Genomic DNA, 18,754 nt, shown 5'->3' on the forward strand with positions numbered 1-18,754 from the left:
ATGACTGATTTGCCAATCCCCTCAGAAAGCATGCTTGATGAACCGGACCACGATGCCGAGGACAGCCTGGACACCATCACGCAGGAACCCCGTTTGTGGCGTGACGTCGGCTGGACAGCACGCGTTATAAAAAATGTGGACGACGAGGGCTGGGCGGTTGAGATGATCAAGGATGGCGAGCCCGAACCGGCGCTAGTTGGCCCATGGACCATGGGACGCGACAAAAAAAATCCCAAACCTCTGGACACAAACGCGTTTAATACACTGGTGAAGACCGCTTCAGAAGTTCTGCGTCGGCATGAGCAGCAACTGCACGCGATGCTGCATAAAGAAATTATTGTCACGACGCCATCTGCAACGGTCAACGTGACACTAGACATCGTTCCAGATGATGACTTTCCGTATGCGGTGCTGACAGCGCATAATGAGGATGGTACGCAACTGGCACAAGTCCAGGTCAGATCAAATTTCACGTTGAATAAAAATAGTGCCGCCGCTTGGGTGGAAGCCGACTTCCGCAAGCCAAATTAATAACAATTTAATAACAAATTATTTAGCTTGATAAGGGTAATCCGGCTCAAGACGACTCTTAAATAACCTTTGAATGGCGATTTGCGCGATGGTGAGTGGTCCAGCCAGAACAATCAACTTGTCATCGGGCTATCCATCACCATATAAGCGCTAGAGTTGTCGTCTTGATCATCGACACGATGTATAAGATTGATTTATACTGCTAGACGCTCCAAGGAAAAATAAATGCAATTTATGCAACTTATCCATCCGCAGGCAGCAGCAACACTCATCAAAACACCAACGACACTGGCAGGCTAGTGTGCGGATTCAAAACTAACCGCTCCAATACGGGTCTAAGGATGTATGAAAGACTATTACGCCGTTCTCGGCACCGAAAGTAATGCGTCGATTAGCGCGATAAAAAATGCTTACCGCAAAAAAGCCTCAGAATTCCATCCGGATAGAAACACGTCACCGGACGCACCAGCGCAATTTAGACAAGTACAAGAAGCCTACGATCTGTTGTCGGATGAAACCAAGCGCAGTGAATACGATGAAAATCGACGACGTAGTCTGTTAGAAAGTCCGCTCGAAACGGCGCAACAAATCTGGACCACCTACATAAACAAGGTTTTGCAATGATGCTCTCCTCCTATTTTGAAGACTTGACCAAAGCCTATCAGGCTGAATTGGAAGACTTGCGTAGCGACTCTGAGGGTAACGATATCCTCAAGTCCCGACTTAAAGCCAAGCGCGCCCAATTTGCCCTGATGATGCCAATGATCGACACCGCGCCGGAAATGGTATCGGTCGCCTTTCACGGTGGCGTCAGTTTTCCGAATCCGCATGCGATGGTTCTGCTGTCGACTAATGAGCTGGACGAATTTCCGTCCTGGGATGAGATTGCTGCCACGGTAGAGTTTGCGCCATGGGCGGATGAGTTAGTGGCGATTGCGCTGAAAGAAAGCGGTGGCGAGAGCTTTCTGATTACCACCGTTTGCCTTGAATACCTCTACGAAAAAAGCAACGGCAATTATCACGGTGATTATGCCAATCAATCCAGTATTGATGAGTCAGACGACAGCGTGGATGAAGTCGAACGTGATGAAGATCGCGATCAGGATCTTGAAACCGAAGGCGCCGACTGGCTCGCCGAGCAAGGTTTTGACCGTCACTAAAATGACACCGCATCAAAGCGCTGCATTTAATTCCGCGGCGCTGTGATGCCGGTCAACGACCGTCTCCAAGCAGTAAGCCAGGATGTAAGTCACGATGATGGGTTGCCTGAGTAATACATTTATCGATGCTGTTGTAGCAACGTTGACGTATTAAGGATGCCGTATTAAGGACGACTTATAAACGTGATTTATCAAGGTGGCAGAGGTCATCGCACCGGACCTTCTTAACATTTACTCGCTGATCACCCGCCATTGATCACCCGCTTACACGACATACAAATCGGGCACTTTGAGCGTTCGTATTCTTATGTGATTAGCGTCAGTTACCCGACAATGACACTTGTTTGCCTTTATCCCTATTTTTTGTATCCTTTTACAAAGTAAACCATGACAAACGCGCTCATAGTTAAAGCAGCCAATCTAATCCGTGAAGGCGATATTGCCGGTGCAGAATTTGCACTGGTTAATCTGGCAGAAACGGAAGGCGATTACGCCCTGGTCGCCGTGCTGGAAGAAATGCCACCGAAAGATTTGCTCGCCGTGATCCGCGAGTACGACACTTCCAAAGAATCAGTAGTTAATTTGCTGGTAACGCCGGAACAGTTTGCGCGCGCGGTTGTGATCGAGAAGCTGTACGCCGATCATACGCATGTGCGTCTGCGCGGCATGATGAACTCGGTACTTTTTCGCGACGACACAAAAACCAGTGATTTCATCGAAGCGATCGCCGAGCGCGAGGGCGGTTACGAAGCTTTTATCGACTATCTGTCGGACCGCGACGATGAAGTCACCCATTTTGCGGCGTTTGACACATTTAACGTGAATTTCACCGAAGATCGCGACGCCGTCGAAAAATCTGAAGTGGCGGACCGCGACTGGAAAGAACTCACCTGGTTGCTCAAGCATGAGCACGAAGACATTTTTGAGCAAGTCTGGCCAACGTTAAAAAAACGCAGTATCGAGCGCAAACGGCGCGAAGCTGAACTAGAACGCCTTGAACAACTTGAGGCCGCCCAGGAATACGAGGAAGACGCGCCAGCACCGGTTAAATCCCCAGCCAAACCGTCCATCGCCATTGATCCATCCGAAGAGTCGGCGCTGTAACGGACTGACGCAGAATTGAAATAAGGTCTTGGCTGAACGGACGCTTAAAGCAAGACAGCTGACGCGTGGATGCGCGCAGTACCGTTCACCATCATCGAATCTGCGGTCACCTTGAGACTTTATCCCTGACTAGCTTAGCTAGCTATCACTCTCAGGGATAACGGTGACTTGCTTTTTCGTGTCAGCCTGTTCGCCGGTCAGTTGCGTTTTCCGTACCGCGCTTTTGGGTTCCAAAATCTGGCGCTTCATATTGCCAGCACACCCGTTCCTTACCTCTTAAATGTCTCGCCATGACCGATAACAATCGTAATATTGCCACCGTCGATAAGCGCCCTTTTTTTGAAAAAGCGCTCAGTTACGGCGTACTAAACGACATCATTGACCATGCCAAACGTCAGGCAATCATTGGTGATGGCGCGAAAGGATCAGTGCAGATCGCAGATTTTTTCGGTTCCAGCCATCTCTATACCGACCTTGATAACGCCCGCAAGCGGATGATTAATCTGATCAGCCTGTTCCTTGAAGATGCTTATGCCAGCGACCTCGAAAAAGCGGCGATCTCGCTACGCGACAATACCTTTTTATCGCACTCCCGCGGCGGTAACGACATGTTAAAGGCCTTGCATGCATTACCCGATTGCGCGGTGTTCGGCGATGTAAAAAGCCAGGATTTAAAAAGCTTCCAGGACGAGCGGACGCTCATCAAACCTTATACCTTAAGCGCCTACCGCAAGGAACGCCAAACTCGCGAAGAAGATGCCAACACATTAGCAGCGGCAACCTGGTTTGCCAAAAGTATGGCGCTACCACGCTCCGCACTCGAATTTACCAGCGCAGAAACGGTTATCCGCAGCGCCATATTGGTACGCGCCGCGGGAGCCGACAGCTTCCCTAACCGGCATGCTTTTGCCACTTTGCTGAGTACGATCCGTGCACAGGCAACCGCAGTTGGCAAACTAAAAATAGCAAAAAAATTGCTCGACGATGTGCCGGAAGAATATCTAAAAATCAGCGATAAAATTCGCAAGGAAATTGAAAAGCACGATGCCCCGCTGATCGCCAACAACACCATTGCCCTCGACGAATTGCGCAATACAATCGAATTACGCTACTTCGTGCGCGAAAGTGGCATGGATGATGTCGAGGAATTTGACACATTAATGTCAGAGGAATGGCGACGGGTCACCGGTGGCAAAGAGGATCCGTTCTCACGCCTCACCGCCTTTTTATGTATCGCCGCTGACATCAAACCAAAAACAACGATTTCAGAAGCGGAAGCAAAAGCGATTACGCGGCAGGTGCGCCAACATGGATTCAATACCGACGCCGTAGCGGAATTTATCACCACGGCTGCACCATTTGAGATGAAAGAAAACCTGTTGTCGCTTTGGGAAGATGAGTTTTTGCCGGAAGCAACATCTTACTTACTTGATCAAGACGACATCAAGTACCTCAGCGCGATCAAATTTTTAAAAGAAAATTGCAATATAAAGCTAAAAACAGCGAACGTGGGCAAGAAAAAAGCGGCATAAAATTGTCGGACGAGTTGCTAAGCCCAATGTGAACTCAACAACCAGTTTCACTCGGGATCACGTCAATTTATGGCGTTGAACCCGTTTTCAGCGGTGCACTTTGCAGCCTTTGAATCGTTTAAACCTGATTTCAACTATTTTCAACCCGTTTTCACCCTCATTGCTAACGGAGCCTCAATCACCAGATTCGATTCTGCATGGGCCACACAAGGAAGAATATAGCCGTCGAATTTTTCGTCAGCGCTCAAGCCCGGCCATTCAATATCATATCGAACTCGCCCGCTCAACATACGGCAAAGGCAAGTGCGGCACGTCCCGTTTCTGCATGAGCTTGGCAGGATAATCCCATTGTTTCTGGCCGCTGCTAGCAACGCCACATCTCTGGTCGACTCAAACGCAAAGCCTTTTGGCTCTACCTTTACCTGGAATGATTGACTCAACGGTAGTGGCGCGGACTTATTCAAAGGCCGACTCGGTGGCGCATTTATCATCTAAAACATTCATTAGCGTCAGTTAATTCGGACCGACGGAAGGCATCTGGTACCACATATCATTAAGGTTATTTTGTTGATAGTTGTCATACGACAAATAAGTGGAACCCACTATCATGACGGTGGCAATACATCTGATAAACGTGATTTTCACAATGACCACCTTTTCGTTAACAAGGTGTCACTACAATACACCTTTTTGCGCAGTATAATTTGCTGTTCATTCTGATACTTGGTCCATCTCGATCGAGCGATTCTGGAATGACGCCACTTTTGAGAGATCATCCCTGATTTTTTTGCCCTGACGTCGATTTATCCATTAAAGTAACGCTCTTCAATCTAGGTCAATTACTTAAGTATTGGGATTGGGATTTTGATTAACGGTAAGGTGCAAGCATGCAAGACACAGATATTCCAAATGTTGACCCAATTGATCTCCATGCTAAACGGCCCTGGATCGTGTTGAATACGACCTATGACATTGAAGCATGGATCGACAGCTACAATCGCGATCTGCAATACGCGATAAAAAAGTCTAATGCGACCGGTTATGGCATCTGCTTTTTTCTGGAACTGGGCGGTGAGATATTTTTGCACACCACGCAGGATGGTGACGTTGTACTAGACGTCACACCCGATGCCGAATGGGTCTCGCCGGTGATCACTGCGGCGACCAGCGTGCAATCGCCTGGATCGCAAATATGGGCATTACCGAGCGACACATTGACGCAGCTGATACTCGGCCTGAGTAACATGATTGCATCAACCCGCATCGTGCTGGATCACCCATTCAAAGTGCCTAAATATTAACGTCACGGCACACTCTCACATTTTGCCAGCGGCAGGCGTGATCATTGCATCGTCGCCAGCATCAATAGTGCGGCGGCCGTTCATGCGGTGTCTGACCTTGTTCACTGCTTTCCCGCGCATCTTTAATCAAGCGGGCTAACGCTGCGCAGAGGGTTTCCAGCTGATCAATCTTTTGCTGCTGGCGATAGACCAGCTTGTTTAACTCATCCAGCAGATCCTCCTGATGCGCGATCTTAATCTCGATGGCGACAAAGCGCTCTTCTGAATCGATTTCATGATTTGTCTTATGCGGCACGGTGAACTCCCTTAAACATTTTGGCAGCGCAGAGTGTAACGCACCGCACGATTTTATTAAGACTTACGCAAAATCGTCCCTTCGGCGTTGTGTCTTCATGCGGTTGGTTAAGGCGATGGAATGCAACTAAATCAAATTAGCCACCCAAGCTAACGTAAAAATCGCGCAATTACATATCCGAAGATTTTTCGAGTTGGGCCGAAGTATCCGGCGCGCCCATCATTTTTGCCGCAGCCAAAGGCGTAACGCCGTTGGCATCCACTGCATTACGTTTAGCACCGTTCGCCAGCAGAAAGTCGACGATCTCTGTGCGGTTAAACATGGCTGCCATCATCAACGCCGTCTTGCCATCCGGCGAAGCGCCTTCAACATCGGCGCCGTGCGCCAATAAAAGTTGGATCATTGGCAGGTCGCCTTTGAATGCCGCGCCGGCGATCGGCGTCTGACCGTTATTATTTCGCAGTTCCGGGTCAGCTTTGTGCGCAAGCAGCAGGCGGACAGCTTCGATATGACCGTGATAGCTGGCCAGCATCAATAAGCTATCGCCCTTGTGATTACGTAAATTGGGCGGCAAGCCTTGCGTCAATAACGTGCTGAGTTTGGCACTATCGCCGTTGCGGGCGAGTTCAAACATTTCGTGGGCAAAATTCAGCGTGGCGTCATCCAGGTTGGCATCTGCCGATGGTGCACTTGTAAATCGTTCATCCATTTGAATCTCCAGCTATTCCCCGTCATTGCGACGCGGTTCAATTCACGGTTACTTGGTTATTCAGCTATGTGTGCGCGATTGGGTGCAGCGACGATGTGCCGCCGTTACACCCGTTCGAATTTAATCGCTCAACGCTGCCTTGGCAGCTTCTTCCGGAGTTAGCCCATCATAAAATTGGTCGGTAAACCACTCGACGTCCTCTTCGATGTGGTCCTGCGCCTGCGCGATCGTTGCACCGCCCGCCACTAAAAATCCTTCTACTTCAATACACCAGTTAATCAACGCCAGCGTCTCTGGATCCAGTTCGTTCTTTTTTGCCATCATGGCTCCTTTTATTAACATCGCCTGCGATGCATTCAGTAATGTTGAATATGCCACTCAAGCAGCATAAGCCAAGATTCACACCCTTGCGCTGACAAATGCGCAAGACCCCTCAATCTTTTCCGGCATAGTGAATGATACAGGTCAATGCACAAGTCCCAATCTTCGCTGCGGGGTGTGAGTCAGTATTAACGAAATGATCAACATGGCAACTACAAAGAGCTGTTGGACGATGTGTTTTAATCGTTCTCTATATGGAACAGTGAGTATAAATTATCCCATCTACCCACTTCTGTTGAGTCCTTGTATCATCATCAAATAGAAGAACTTGACGGTGTAACGAAAGGAAAATGCAATGAAAACAATTCTCGGTGTCTTGAGCGCTCCACGGCAGCATTGGGTTGGTGACGGCTTCCCTGTCCGGTCACTATTTTCGTTCGACACGCTCGATGGCCACTTAAATCCGTTCCTGCTTCTCGACTACGCTGGTCCTGCAGAGTTTGCACCAACTGAACACCAGCGCGGTGTCGGCCAGCATCCGCATCGTGGATTCGAGACGGTGACAATTGTCTATGAGGGCGAAGTTGCACATCGCGACTCCACCGGCAACGGCGGCGTTATCGGTCCCGGCGACGTGCAATGGATGACGGCGGCTTCGGGGATTCTGCATGAGGAATTCCACGCGCCTGAATTCAGCAAAAAGGGTGGCGCGTTCGAGATGGTGCAACTCTGGATCAACCTGCCCGCCAAGGACAAAATGGCACCGCCGGGATATCAGGGAATCATCAATAAAGATATTCCTGTCGTCAGCTTGGCGGACGATGCCGGCACGATGCGCGTCATTGCGGGAGAATTCAACGGTGCACAAGGTCCGGCGCATACCTTCACACCGATTAACGTGTGGGATGTGCGTCTGCGTCAGAACAGTAGCACGACACTCCCGATCCCGACTGGTCACGTCGCGGCGGTCGTCGTATTGCACGGGACGATACTGGTCAACGGCGCTGAAGTCGCGCGTGAGGCACAAGTGGTATTGCTTGATCGTGACGGTGACTCAGTGCTGCTGGAGGCGAATAGTGATGCGACATTGCTGTTGTTGAGCGGCGCACCGCTGGATGAGCCCGTATTCGCTCACGGCCCCTTCGTTATGAATACGCGCGAAGAAATTGTCACGGCGATGCAAGATTTTAACAGTGGACGGTTTGGCGAAATCGCACCAGCAACTTCATGAGAAGCTAACTTAACTGACTAACGCAAGCGGCTAACTCACAGGACTCTCAATGAGCAATATCGGTTTGGTAATACGGCATCCTTAAACCGTATTACCGAATGCGATAAAATTCATCAGCCATGCCCATCAAACCGATTATTAACGACGCGGCACCAACCCCGCCAGTCCAACCAAATTTGGATGATTGCTGCGCGAGCGGATGCAACCCGTGTATATTTGATCTCTATGAAGAGGAGATGGAACGCTATCGCGCCCGCTTGCAGCTTTGGGAAGCGAAAAATGCGGTGATCGCAATTGAAAAAACCATTAAAAAATCCAGTGTTAAAAAAATCGTAAAATCGTCTAAAGCCCGTTAAGAAATAACTAATCATTACTGCCAACTCCACTGAGAGGAATGTGCCATGCGGATGAGCGACGAGGAGTATTTTCGGAGTTGCGTTGCCAAAGAGCGACGTTTGGCGCAATTGCTGGGTTACGAGAACATCGAGGAATGCTACGAACGGGCCGGTACTTTGTTGGTCAATACCGACGCGCTACCACAATGGACGCGTGACTGGAAAGCCTGCGGACCATTGATTGCCGCCTATTGTATTCCCATCCAATACGGCAAAGATCCGGCGCACGAGCATGGTGATGCGGTCATCAGCGGTGCCATCAACGTCCCACTTTCCGACCATCCAACCAAAGATCGCGCCATCATGTTTGCTGTAGTGAAAGCAGTCATTGCATTGCTGGAGCATGCGAAATGCCACCAAGCCAAATAGAATTTTTCTTCACCCTATTTACCCGTTTATCTATTCACGACAAGTAGTGAATAAAGCTTATTTAGTCGATACCAATCGCAAAAGCGTAATTTCGGAGGGTGCCCAGATCCGTTTCGGTGGGCCCCAATAGCCGGTTCCGCGACTGGTATATACCCAGAGATTGCGCAACTTGTTCAAGCCGGCGGTGAACGGCTGCTGCAAAGGTACAAACAAATTCCAGGGAAAAAACTGTCCGCCATGCGTATGGCCGGACAACTGCAAATCAAAACCGGCATCAGCGGCGGCTTCTGCCGAGCGTGGCTGATGCGCGAGAAGTAGCCTCATACCCACATTACCCTTAACGCCGCGCATGGCCAGATGCGGATCGCTGCGATGCGATTCGTCAAAATGATGCGCGCCAAAATCGGTCACACCGGCCAAAAGAATCGATTCGCCCTGATGATCAAGCACCACATGCTCATTCATCAACACTGTTAATCCAAGCCGCCGTACTTCTGCGATCCACGCATTCGCGTTTGAGTAATATTCGTGATTTCCTGTCACAAAATAAACGCCATGCTGCGCTTTCAGATCCGCTAATGGCGCTGTATGCGATGCCAGTCGACTGACGCTGCCATCCACCAGATCACCGGTTACCGCAATCACATCTGCGCCCAAAGTATTGACGCGTGTGACAATCGCGTTCAGATAACCGCGCTTGATCGTCGGGCCCACGTGAATATCGCTAATCTGGGCAATCGTAAATCCATGCAAACCACGTGGAAGTTGGCTAATCGGTATATCTACTCGTACCACTTTGGCTAACCTTCTCGCATTAAAAAAGCCCAGCAAGGTACTAACAATAGCCAGTACTGGCACAGCGCAAGCAGTGATTACGGATAAATGGATAGCGGGAACATCAAACCATCCCGACACTATCAGGATGACTGTGCGCAACAACGTCAGCATCAGTAGCGACGAAAACATGCCCATTGCCAACATGCCGATCCAGGCCAGCCGGTCCGATAATGGTTGCCGTTTAATAAACGACGCCAATAACCCGGCAGGAATCAGCAAAAATGATGACAGGAGCCAGCCGCCACCGAGCCATTTCATCGGCGTTGATACGGGCAACGCTGGCAATATCTGCCAGCCGATGAGAATATGCAGCGCCGCAAGTAGGCAAAAAACAATCGCAACGGTCACACGTGATCGCATACACATTCCTATGATTAAGCGTCGTGAAACCCCGGCGCTGGTCGCTAACTGATGGCTGATGGCTGCCTAGATCCAACTGTTAAGCTAATTTTTAGTCCAAATTTTGTCTAAGGTATACAGGCGTTGAGTTTGCCCTTATTGACTATTATATTGGTGCGGGCAAGACAGTTTCAATAGGCTCGATTTTGCAACGACGATGCCATTTATTATCTTTTTAGCAGTAATTATTTTCAATTCCATCAACCTTTGTCGTCGAAAAAAGCTAGTCTGCGCCCCCAACTACAACGAACACCATGATTGCGATAACATTGGCTATTGATAAAAAGCGCCATCAATAGTATGGTCCGCGCCATTACACCTTATTTGGAGCGACATAATGAACGAACAACCGGCAACAAATTTTTTCTGGGATGACTGGAAACAAGAAGCGTTAGCAGCAGGTGTAGCAGCGCCACTAGCAGCGTTAGGCAGCGATGTTTTACGCTTGCACCGTTTGAACCGGTGGGGTGACGAATTTTTGGGTACGTTTGACGATGCACCAAACATGTTGACGATGTGCCTGGAAGAGCCAGCCGAGACCGAATTAATGTTTATCGAAAACCTCAATCCTTACGATACCGACTTGATCGCGGCAACCAAGATTCGTCTTGGCTTGAAATAACATACCGTCCGGGTCGCCCACGCGGCGACGCGGAAGGAGTATCTGCGTCACAATATAGGCGAGCCATCCTGCCACTACGGCCTTTGGAACATCACATTCCGCGCCAGCGCTTAACCGTTTTCGCGACTATCTTTCGTCGAACACTTTGTCTGGCGTTTTAAGCGCACTCATTACATTCGTGTTTGCTGAGTATTTTAAATTTCGCCCTAAGGTTGAAACCGATAGAACGCTCCTCGAAGATATCTAGTCGGTTTTCGCTACTTTCTGTCGACCGCCGGGCGACAAATCGATTTAGCGGCCAGAAACTCCCAACACTCTTTTTTAAGATTCCAGCGCAAACCTTTATTATCAGCACTTTCCTCGTCAACTAGAAATCGACGGCACCAATCTCCCACATTATTCAACAGCGATACTGATGATGCGAAGAGTCACCCAATGGCCGTCAAATCTGATCCTTGGATTTGAGGTAGACTAAGTGCCTGCTTACTACTACGCTAAGAATAACGTCCAAAAAACAATGCCAACTGACCACTCTTCAGAAACAAGCGGCGAGCCGATTTCAGCGCGTATCCGTGCGCGTATCGAGAAAGCCGGCGTCCGCTTTCATGCTAACGATAATATTGCCTCGTTCATCAAGGATGGCGAACTAGAGGCATTACAAGCCGAAGTGCAGAGCAAGCTTTCCGGGGTTCTGCAAAGCTTGGTGATTGACATCGAAAGTGACCACAATACGCAAGATACCGCGCGTCGCGTTGCCAAAATGTACATTCAAGAAGTGTTTAAGGGGCGCTATCAAGCGCCGCCGCCAGTGACTGAGTTTCCCAACGTTGAACAACTCAATGAGCTCATGATCGTTGGCCCGATTACCGTGCGCAGCGCCTGTTCGCATCATTTTTGTCCGATTATGGGCAAAGTCTGGATCGGCGTGATGCCCAATGAGCATTCCAACCTGATTGGCCTGTCCAAATATGCGCGGTTAATCGAATGGGTCATGGGTCGACCACAAATTCAGGAAGAAGCCGTATCGCAAGTTGCGCAACTGCTGATGGAAAAACTGAAACCGGATGGACTCGCCATCGTGATGGAAGCCGATCATTTCTGTATGAGTTGGCGCGGCGTCAAAGATACCGATGCAAAGATGATCAATAGCGTTATGCGTGGCTCGTTCTTGAGCGACGCTAATTTACGGCGCGAATTTTTAGCCCTGATAACCAAGCGAGGATGACATGCTAGTCCGTTTGATTTACGCCAGTACGGCCAGCGAATTGGTCAATCACGAGATGATTGAAAAAATTCTTGAGGTGTCCCGTAAGAACAATCCTGCCAATGGTGTGACAGGCGTGCTTTGCTATGGTGACAATATATTTGTACAGGCGCTGGAAGGCGGTCGCGAGCAAATCAATAACTTATACGCACGCTTGCAACAAGACCCGCGCCATACCAAACTAATCTTGCTCGACTATTCAGAAATTGAAGCGCGTCAGTATTCAGGCTGGACCATGAGCAAAATCCGCCTGGATCGCATCAATCTATCGTTATTGCTAAAATATTCAGCAACGCCAACACTCAATCCTTATGTTGTGTCGGGCTGCACGACAGTTGCATTACTTGAAGAATTGGCCGCTACGGGATGCTTTTCTTCCCGCGACTAGCAATTTTAGTGGCTGGCATTAAAGAAATTTCATGTCAGCCACAACAACCAGCTTATTGACCTGCCCACGAAAACAGCATGCCAATACGGCTACAGATCACAACGCAGCGGAGACGGTTTGCGTAAGTCCGCTAAGTTTTGTTAACCCAGCAGGTCTTGCAAAGCGTCTTCTAGCTTTGCATGTAAAAAGCGATAGCCTAATCCTGTTATCTGCGTCGGTATCACTTTTTGTCCGCCTAATAACAAATAGGCCCGCTCTGCCAGCGCCAGCCGCATGACGAATGCGGGTGCGACAAAAATGGCGGGGCGGTGCAATGCTCTGGCGAGTTTTTCGGTAAAAACGCGGTTGGTGACTGGTTCCGGTGCCGTCATGTTAAATGGGCCGGATGCATGCGTGTGATGCAACAATACGAGCACCATCGCCACATAATCGTCAATATGGACCCAACTCATCCATTGATGTCCATCACCCAAACGCGCACCCAAACCCAACTTGAACGGCAGCAACATTTTCCCCAGAATACCGCCCGAGCGATCCAGCACCAAACCGGTTCGTAACAGACAAACCCGCACGCCCATGGCAGTGGCTTTTTGCGCAGTTTCCTCCCATGATGCACATAACGTCGCACCAAAGTCGGTAGACGTCGGGCTGGACTCATCGAACGTCTTGTCACCACCGTCGCCATAGAAACCGACCGCCGATCCACTCAACATAACAGATGGTTTTTGATGGCTGGCGTCTATCCGCTTGACCAAATCTTCAGTCAGTCGGATACGACTGCGCCAAAGCAATTCTTTGCGCTCCTCCGTCCAGCGCGCATCGACAATCGGCTCGCCTGCCAAGTTGATGATTGCGTCAAAAGTTTCTTCACTTTTCCATTCATCGAGCGATCCAAAGGCGCGAACCGCTGCGCCACATTTGTCCTTTACCGTGTCAGGTTGACGGCTTAGGACGGTAATGTCGTGATCGGCCTGAAGCAATGCCTGGCATAAACGCCTTCCAATCAGACCGGTTCCTCCGGTTATCAAAATCCGCATGCTGAGATGCTCCTATCCTAATGAAGCAATGGATGATAAAAAAAGTCAGGACTACATGCTCGCCAGTTTTCGACTAGCGACGCTTAAACCATCCCGTCAGTGATAAACGTTCACGGGTTGCCGGCAAAACTTCATGCGCCATGTCACCAGACATAAACAATGCCAGACTGCCAGCCAGCGGCAAAATGTCTTGCGGCGGCTCACCCTCCGGATAAAGACGTAAAGCCCCGCCATGTTCCGGCAACCAGTCTTGATTGAGATACAGCACGACCGAAACAGTGCGGCGGTCGTCATCGCGAAAACGGTCTACATGCTTCTGATAAAACGCCCCCGGTGGATATAAGGCAAAGTGAGTTTCATACGCGTCCAACCCAAGATACAGTGCCAGATTCAACTCTTGCCGGAGCGTGTCCATGACGCGCAAGTAATGATCACAATCCACCGATTGACCAGCTTCCAGCCATTGAATATGATCACCACGCACGCCATCGCGTATAGCCTGACCTGCGCCACGCCCGACACCGGCAGCCGTTAGCTTACCGTTATCGGCGCGTGTACGGCATTCGGCCGCAAGCGCCAAAACCACACTCGGAGGCAAAAAATCACATTGCTGTGACCAGCCACGGGCGACCAAATCGTCGACGATCTGACCAATTGAACTGATCGAAGCAATCTGATTGTTAATGGCAGTCGGCAAAGACGTTTGATCGGAGATGGAAGTTAGCATTGGCGAAGGCATCGACGGTGGCACAGGATTCACCGATTTTATCAGCAACTCGATTACTTAATGACAACGTTAAAAAAGTTACTTTTAAGCACAAATTGATAGGTTGCAGAAATAAACAATAGGGAAATCAGGCCGTAACCAACGCCAACATCGGTATTAGTGTTGGTTCGCGTTGTCGTCTTAGTGCTCCGCTTCATACTGAGCGCGACGGCGCTCTTCTTCTTCCTCACGAGCCAGCGCAATTTCACGCACCACGGCGCCTACATCGACGACCTTATTATTCACCGCGATTTTGCCGGTGAGTTTGACATCGGGAGTTAACAGACCAGCGACGTACAGTGCCCAGATTTCCTTGCCGTACTGCGTGCTCTGGAGTTGTGGGGCGAAGCGACCAAAATAGGTCGCTAAGTTATCAACATCACGCTCCAACATCTCAGCCGCACCAGTATTCCCCGCGGCATCAACTGCCTGCGGCAAATCGATAATTACGGGACCGTGCGCATCCACGAGAATGTTGTACTCCGACAAATCGCCATGGATCACACCGGCGCAAAGCATCAGCACAACCTCACGCAGCAACATCGCGTGGAATTGCAGCGCCTGTTCCTCGCTCATTTCGATATCGTTCAGACGTGCTGCGGCGTTACCAGCTGCGTCCGTGACCAATTCCATCAACAGAACGCCTTCAAAGCAAATAAAAGGCTGTGGCACCCGCACACCGGCGGCGGCTAAACGGTATAAAGCATCAACTTCGGCGTTTTGCCATACTTCTTCCTGCATCTTACGGCCATAACGACTACCTTTTTCCATCGCGCGCGCCTGACGACTATTCTTGACCTTGCGGCCTTCCTGATAGGATGCATTCTGGCGGAAGCTGCGCTGATTCGCGTCTTTATAAACCTTGGCACAACGGATTTCTTCGCCGCAGCGGACGACGTATACGGTTGCTTCTTTGCCACTCATTAGTTGGCGAATTACCTCGTCTACCAGGCCCTCTTCTACTAACGGTTCAATTCTTTTTGGGGTTTTCATAGATAAATAGGTGACGATCTGAACCTTGCATACTAAGGCATAAAGGCAAAGTATGGCGCAAATTGGCTAATAGTTCTTTAAAGAAACGTATGTCACCGTCATTCGGCGCACGTCGAAATCTTCCTATGACGCCGAGGGATGCCATTAGCCAGCATCCGCAGCATTTTTGAAGATGTTGCCAAGGGGGGAATTTAGGCCGCATGCAGGGCTACCCAAGCGCTGGCTCAACACCGCCATCTTCTACCATCGCTTAGCACTTAAAAAACAACACTCCGGCATTGATCGCACCAACTGATTAAAAAAGGTGCGCTGCCTCGCACGTCAAACCGTGCTTTGCGCTATGATTACGCCCGTTTTTATATTTTAGGAAGACCATGTCGAATGCTTGCGGTGTAGATTTCGGCACGTCCAATTCCACCGTAGGCTGGAGTCGGCCCGACCAAGCGTGGCCCGGAAAATCACCTTTGCTCCAACTGGAAGATGACAAGGTCACCATACCTTCCGTTGTCTTCTACAACGCCGAAGATGAATTATTCAGTTATGGACGCGCTGCCTTGGCCGGTTATCTGACGGGCTATGAAGGTCGCCTGATGCGGTCGCTAAAAAGCTTGCTGGGATCGGCACTGATTGATGGCCAGACTGAAGTGGGCGGACGGGCGTTGCCTTTTCGCACCCTGCTGGAACAGTTCATCAACGAACTCAAAATCCGCTCGGAGCGGTCTGCGGGGCAGGAATTCGATAGCGTCGTATTAGGTCGGCCTGTATTTTTCGTCGACGATAATCGCGCTGCCGATCAGCGCGCACAAGCCACGCTGGAAGAAGTCGCCCGCGCCGCCGGCTTTAAACATATCGCATTCCAATACGAGCCAATCGCCGCAGCGTTTGACTATGAATCGACAATTGACCGTGAAGAACTGGTATTAATTGCCGACATTGGCGGTGGAACCTCCGACTTCTCGCTGGTGCGACTATCGCCAACACGTGCCAAAAAGCAGGACCGGCGCGACGATATACTCGCCACCGGCGGTGTGCATATCGGTGGCACCGACTTTGACAAATACCTGAGTTTGTCGAGCGTGATGCCGATGTTGGGTTTGGGTAGCCGACTAATGAACAACAGTGAAGTACCGTCGAGTTACTATTTCAATTTGGCAACCTGGCACACCATCAATCTGATCTACACGCGCAGAATGGCGGAGCAACTGAAAGATGTCGCGCGCGAGGTCCGTGAACGCGACAAGTTTGATCGACTGTTAGATTTGGTCGAACAGCGCGCTGGCCATTGGCTGGCGATGAAGGTAGAAGAAGGCAAAATAGCGTTGTCGGATGCCGAAACGGTAGAACTGACGTTGGAAAAATTATCCGCTAACGAGCCAATCCTTCTCAGTCGCGGTGCCTTTAATACCAGCATCTCGCACCTTGTGTCATCGGTAGAAGAAACCGTGACCAAACTGCTGCGTGATGCCGGTGTCAAAGCAAATGCCATCGATACGGTGTTTTTTACCGGTGGATCAAGCGGCGTGGGCTTGTTACGGCAGCAGATTGCCGCTGTGGTGCCGACTGCAAAGGCGGTCGAAGGGGATTTGTTCGGCAGCATTGGCGCGGGACTAGCGTTGGATGCGGTGCGTAAGTTCTCGTAACTAGTCTCTATGATCGCCAAAAAAGCATCAATTTAATCAAATCATCCAAGAGCCCTTATCTCCCGATGACTTTTATCGTGAAGATACAACGGCATGCAATGCCGGGATTAAGAGCATAACAATGCTACACAATCCCGGCGCCCCTTCTAGTCATCCCTTTCTTCAGCGACCACCTCTTTTTTGTCTGATGACCTTTTCGCTGCACTCCTGCGAAACCCAGAAATTCCTGAGCGCGGCGATCCATCCGGCAGCCGTAAAAATTTTCCGTCACCGATCAGCTGCGCACGATAAATACCTGCGTGGCCCGAGAATAAATAACTCACAATGCATGCGATCGCAGCCAAGACGCCAATCTCTGGCCCAAACAACTCGATAGCCATGATCGTCGAGGCAATGGGAGTATTGGCGGCACCCGCAAACACTGCCACAAAACCCAGTCCGGCCAAAACTGGCAACGGCAAAGCCAGCACATAACTGAGCGCATTACCCAACGTCGCCCCGATAAAAAACAGCGGCGTCACCTCGCCACCCTTAAAGCCGGATGCCAATGTCACTATCGTGAAGATGAATTTTCCGAAAAAATCGAATGCTGGCAACGGTTGCGAAAACGATGCGACGATGGTCGGAATACCCAAACCCAAATACTTATCAGTCGCCAACAGCATCGCCGCAAGCGCCACGATCGCGCCACCAACAAAAGGCCGCATCGGCGCATAACCGATCCAACGCTTAAATAAGCGCGACAAACCATGTGTTGCCGTGGCAAAAAACATTCCCGCCAACCCAAACACAATGCCAGCAACAATCGTCGCCCCGAGCACAATCAAACTAATTTGAGGCACGAACGGAATCGCATAATGCGTGTGATGCACGCCCAACAAGCCGGGCAATTGGTCTGCAATAATAGCGGCAAAAAAACACGGCAGAATCGCGTCATAACGCAAGCGCCCAATCGCAAGCACCTCTAATCCAAAGATAGCACCGGCTAATGGCGTACCAAAAACCGACGCGAATCCGGCACTGATACCCGCCATCAGCAGAATCCGCCGATCTTCCTTGTCCAGTTTGCACACCCGCGTCACCATATCGGCCAGCACGCCACCCATTTGCACCGCGGTCCCTTCTCGACCAGCTGATCCGCCAAATAAATGCGTCACCACAGTACCAATCAAAATCAACGGCCCCATGCGCCTTGGTACGATTCGCTGCGGATCGTGAATTTCATCAATCAGCAGGTTGTTTCCACCTTCGACCGATTTGCCGAAGTGATGATAAAGCAATCCGACCGCCAGCCCGGCAAGCGGCAACAGCCATACCAACCAGGGATGCCCCACGCGCGTGGCGGTGGCCCAATCGAGCGAGACTAAAAGAGCAGAAGAAGCGACACCGGCTAACGCGCCGACGACAGAAGACAGTACAAGCCAACGGCCAAGATAGAGCAGCATCAGGCATTGCTCGGGGATTTTGGATGGTTTCATTATGATCAGATTTGGGGGCGACAAACCTGAATCGCGGGAAGCTGCATTGTTGGCAAACGATGTAAACACATTAACCGCTCACGCACGCCTACAACTTCCCGATTCAGGAACTTGTAGGCATCATCAGTTACAGCGTGAGTTCTTACTGCAAACCATCGGCAACGGATCAGTGACTTTACTTAATCATCCGATGAGTATGCAGGCGGTTTCAACGCGGTCATCACTTGTAGCGGTTAGGAATAAACCCAGGAGGCATGCCATCTCCTATCAATCGCCCATTCTGCCGTAAAGTGCTTGTTGCTGCAACAATACGGTTATTTCCCGCTTATCCCATCTTAATGACCCGCTTAGATAGTGTGACACCCATCGCGCCGCATCAAAC

At 50.2% G+C, this 18,754-nt stretch carries 22 protein-coding genes; 13 read left to right on the forward strand and 9 right to left on the reverse strand.

The window, feature by feature from the left end; genetic code table 11:
- The 5 genes from ACXX82_RS09920 to ACXX82_RS09940 all read left to right on the forward strand — a co-directional run bounded on the left by ACXX82_RS09920 (position 1) and on the right by ACXX82_RS09940 (position 4,327).
- A complete protein-coding gene (locus ACXX82_RS09920) occupies positions 1-531 on the forward strand; it encodes a hypothetical protein (RefSeq protein WP_416186792.1) in 531 nt (176 codons plus the stop codon).
- A gap of 345 nt (positions 532-876) precedes the next feature.
- Positions 877-1,155, forward strand: coding sequence for a DnaJ domain-containing protein (locus tag ACXX82_RS09925; RefSeq protein WP_322234184.1), 279 nt, complete (start codon positions 877-879; stop codon positions 1,153-1,155).
- Positions 1,152-1,691: a hypothetical protein gene (locus ACXX82_RS09930; protein ID WP_322234187.1), complete on the forward strand. Its 540-nt coding sequence runs from the start codon at positions 1,152-1,154 to the stop codon at positions 1,689-1,691. Before ACXX82_RS09925 ends, ACXX82_RS09930 begins: the two co-directional genes overlap by 4 nt.
- Before the next feature lie 387 nt (positions 1,692-2,078).
- The gene (locus ACXX82_RS09935) at positions 2,079-2,795 is read left to right on the forward strand and encodes a hypothetical protein (protein ID WP_323506610.1); all 717 of its coding nucleotides are present in this window, start codon (positions 2,079-2,081) and stop codon (positions 2,793-2,795) included.
- A 290-nt stretch (positions 2,796-3,085) separates the two neighbouring features.
- On the forward strand, positions 3,086-4,327 hold the full coding sequence (locus ACXX82_RS09940) for a hypothetical protein (protein WP_322234191.1): 1,242 nt from the start codon (positions 3,086-3,088) through the stop codon (positions 4,325-4,327).
- A 140-nt stretch (positions 4,328-4,467) separates the two neighbouring features.
- Here the strand turns inward: ACXX82_RS09940 and ACXX82_RS09945 are convergent, their stop codons facing one another.
- Positions 4,468-4,818 (reverse strand): 2Fe-2S iron-sulfur cluster-binding protein, encoded by a 351-nt coding sequence (locus ACXX82_RS09945; RefSeq protein WP_322234193.1) that lies wholly within the window; start codon positions 4,816-4,818, stop codon positions 4,468-4,470.
- A 396-nt stretch (positions 4,819-5,214) separates the two neighbouring features.
- Between ACXX82_RS09945 and ACXX82_RS09950 the strand changes: the two genes are divergently transcribed.
- Complete coding sequence (locus ACXX82_RS09950) at positions 5,215-5,628, forward strand: hypothetical protein (protein ID WP_322234196.1); 414 nt, start codon at positions 5,215-5,217, stop codon at positions 5,626-5,628.
- 61 nt (positions 5,629-5,689) lie between these two features.
- Here ACXX82_RS09950 and ACXX82_RS09955 read toward each other — a convergent pair whose 3' ends face one another.
- The 3 genes from ACXX82_RS09955 to ACXX82_RS09965 form a co-directional block, all read right to left on the reverse strand.
- Complete coding sequence (locus tag ACXX82_RS09955) at positions 5,690-5,923, reverse strand: SlyX family protein (protein WP_322234199.1); 234 nt, start codon at positions 5,921-5,923, stop codon at positions 5,690-5,692.
- A 169-nt stretch (positions 5,924-6,092) separates the two neighbouring features.
- Positions 6,093-6,632, reverse strand: a complete 540-nt coding sequence (locus tag ACXX82_RS09960) for an ankyrin repeat domain-containing protein (protein ID WP_322234201.1) — start codon at positions 6,630-6,632, stop codon at positions 6,093-6,095.
- 120 nt (positions 6,633-6,752) lie between these two features.
- Positions 6,753-6,956 carry a hypothetical protein gene (locus ACXX82_RS09965; RefSeq protein ID WP_322234203.1) on the reverse strand — a complete coding sequence of 68 codons (204 nt, stop codon included), beginning with the start codon at positions 6,954-6,956 and terminating at the stop codon, positions 6,753-6,755.
- A gap of 352 nt (positions 6,957-7,308) precedes the next feature.
- Between ACXX82_RS09965 and ACXX82_RS09970 the strand changes: the two genes are divergently transcribed.
- The 3 genes from ACXX82_RS09970 to ACXX82_RS09980 all read left to right on the forward strand — a co-directional run bounded on the left by ACXX82_RS09970 (position 7,309) and on the right by ACXX82_RS09980 (position 8,948).
- On the forward strand, positions 7,309-8,184 hold the full coding sequence (locus ACXX82_RS09970) for a pirin family protein (RefSeq protein ID WP_322234205.1): 876 nt from the start codon (positions 7,309-7,311) through the stop codon (positions 8,182-8,184).
- 119 nt (positions 8,185-8,303) lie between these two features.
- The gene (locus tag ACXX82_RS09975; RefSeq protein ID WP_458562845.1) at positions 8,304-8,540 is read left to right on the forward strand and encodes an oxidoreductase-like domain-containing protein; all 237 of its coding nucleotides are present in this window, start codon (positions 8,304-8,306) and stop codon (positions 8,538-8,540) included.
- A 45-nt stretch (positions 8,541-8,585) separates the two neighbouring features.
- Positions 8,586-8,948, forward strand: a complete 363-nt coding sequence (locus tag ACXX82_RS09980) for an aminoacyl-tRNA synthetase (RefSeq protein ID WP_458562846.1) — start codon at positions 8,586-8,588, stop codon at positions 8,946-8,948.
- A 57-nt stretch (positions 8,949-9,005) separates the two neighbouring features.
- Here the strand turns inward: ACXX82_RS09980 and ACXX82_RS09985 are convergent, their stop codons facing one another.
- Positions 9,006-10,145 (reverse strand): metallophosphoesterase, encoded by a 1,140-nt coding sequence (locus ACXX82_RS09985; RefSeq protein ID WP_322234213.1) that lies wholly within the window; start codon positions 10,143-10,145, stop codon positions 9,006-9,008.
- 376 nt (positions 10,146-10,521) lie between these two features.
- Between ACXX82_RS09985 and ACXX82_RS09990 the strand changes: the two genes are divergently transcribed.
- The 3 genes from ACXX82_RS09990 to ACXX82_RS10000 all read left to right on the forward strand — a co-directional run bounded on the left by ACXX82_RS09990 (position 10,522) and on the right by ACXX82_RS10000 (position 12,458).
- Positions 10,522-10,806 (forward strand): hypothetical protein, encoded by a 285-nt coding sequence (locus ACXX82_RS09990; RefSeq protein WP_322234216.1) that lies wholly within the window; start codon positions 10,522-10,524, stop codon positions 10,804-10,806.
- Between the two features lie 517 nt (positions 10,807-11,323).
- Complete coding sequence (folE, locus tag ACXX82_RS09995) at positions 11,324-12,031, forward strand: GTP cyclohydrolase I (protein ID WP_322234218.1); 708 nt, start codon at positions 11,324-11,326, stop codon at positions 12,029-12,031.
- Position 12,032: 1 nt separating this feature from the next.
- The gene (locus ACXX82_RS10000; protein WP_322234221.1) at positions 12,033-12,458 is read left to right on the forward strand and encodes a BLUF domain-containing protein; all 426 of its coding nucleotides are present in this window, start codon (positions 12,033-12,035) and stop codon (positions 12,456-12,458) included.
- Positions 12,459-12,598: 140 nt separating this feature from the next.
- On the opposite strand, the gene ACXX82_RS10005 is transcribed toward ACXX82_RS10000, so the two are convergent.
- The 3 genes from ACXX82_RS10005 to ACXX82_RS10015 form a co-directional block, all read right to left on the reverse strand.
- Positions 12,599-13,495 (reverse strand): TIGR01777 family oxidoreductase, encoded by an 897-nt coding sequence (locus ACXX82_RS10005; RefSeq protein WP_458562847.1) that lies wholly within the window; start codon positions 13,493-13,495, stop codon positions 12,599-12,601.
- 73 nt (positions 13,496-13,568) lie between these two features.
- On the reverse strand, positions 13,569-14,222 hold the full coding sequence (locus ACXX82_RS10010) for a 2OG-Fe(II) oxygenase (RefSeq protein WP_322234226.1): 654 nt from the start codon (positions 14,220-14,222) through the stop codon (positions 13,569-13,571).
- Positions 14,223-14,402: 180 nt separating this feature from the next.
- Positions 14,403-15,254 (reverse strand): PA4780 family RIO1-like protein kinase, encoded by an 852-nt coding sequence (locus tag ACXX82_RS10015; protein WP_322234229.1) that lies wholly within the window; start codon positions 15,252-15,254, stop codon positions 14,403-14,405.
- A 374-nt stretch (positions 15,255-15,628) separates the two neighbouring features.
- Between ACXX82_RS10015 and ACXX82_RS10020 the strand changes: the two genes are divergently transcribed.
- Positions 15,629-16,894, forward strand: a complete 1,266-nt coding sequence (locus ACXX82_RS10020; RefSeq protein ID WP_323506606.1) for an Hsp70 family protein — start codon at positions 15,629-15,631, stop codon at positions 16,892-16,894.
- A gap of 146 nt (positions 16,895-17,040) precedes the next feature.
- Here the strand turns inward: ACXX82_RS10020 and ACXX82_RS10025 are convergent, their stop codons facing one another.
- Positions 17,041-18,372, reverse strand: coding sequence for a voltage-gated chloride channel family protein (locus ACXX82_RS10025; RefSeq protein ID WP_323506605.1), 1,332 nt, complete (start codon positions 18,370-18,372; stop codon positions 17,041-17,043).
- Positions 18,373-18,754 lie beyond the last annotated feature (382 nt).

Source organism: Glaciimonas sp. GNP009 (assembly GCF_054343755.1).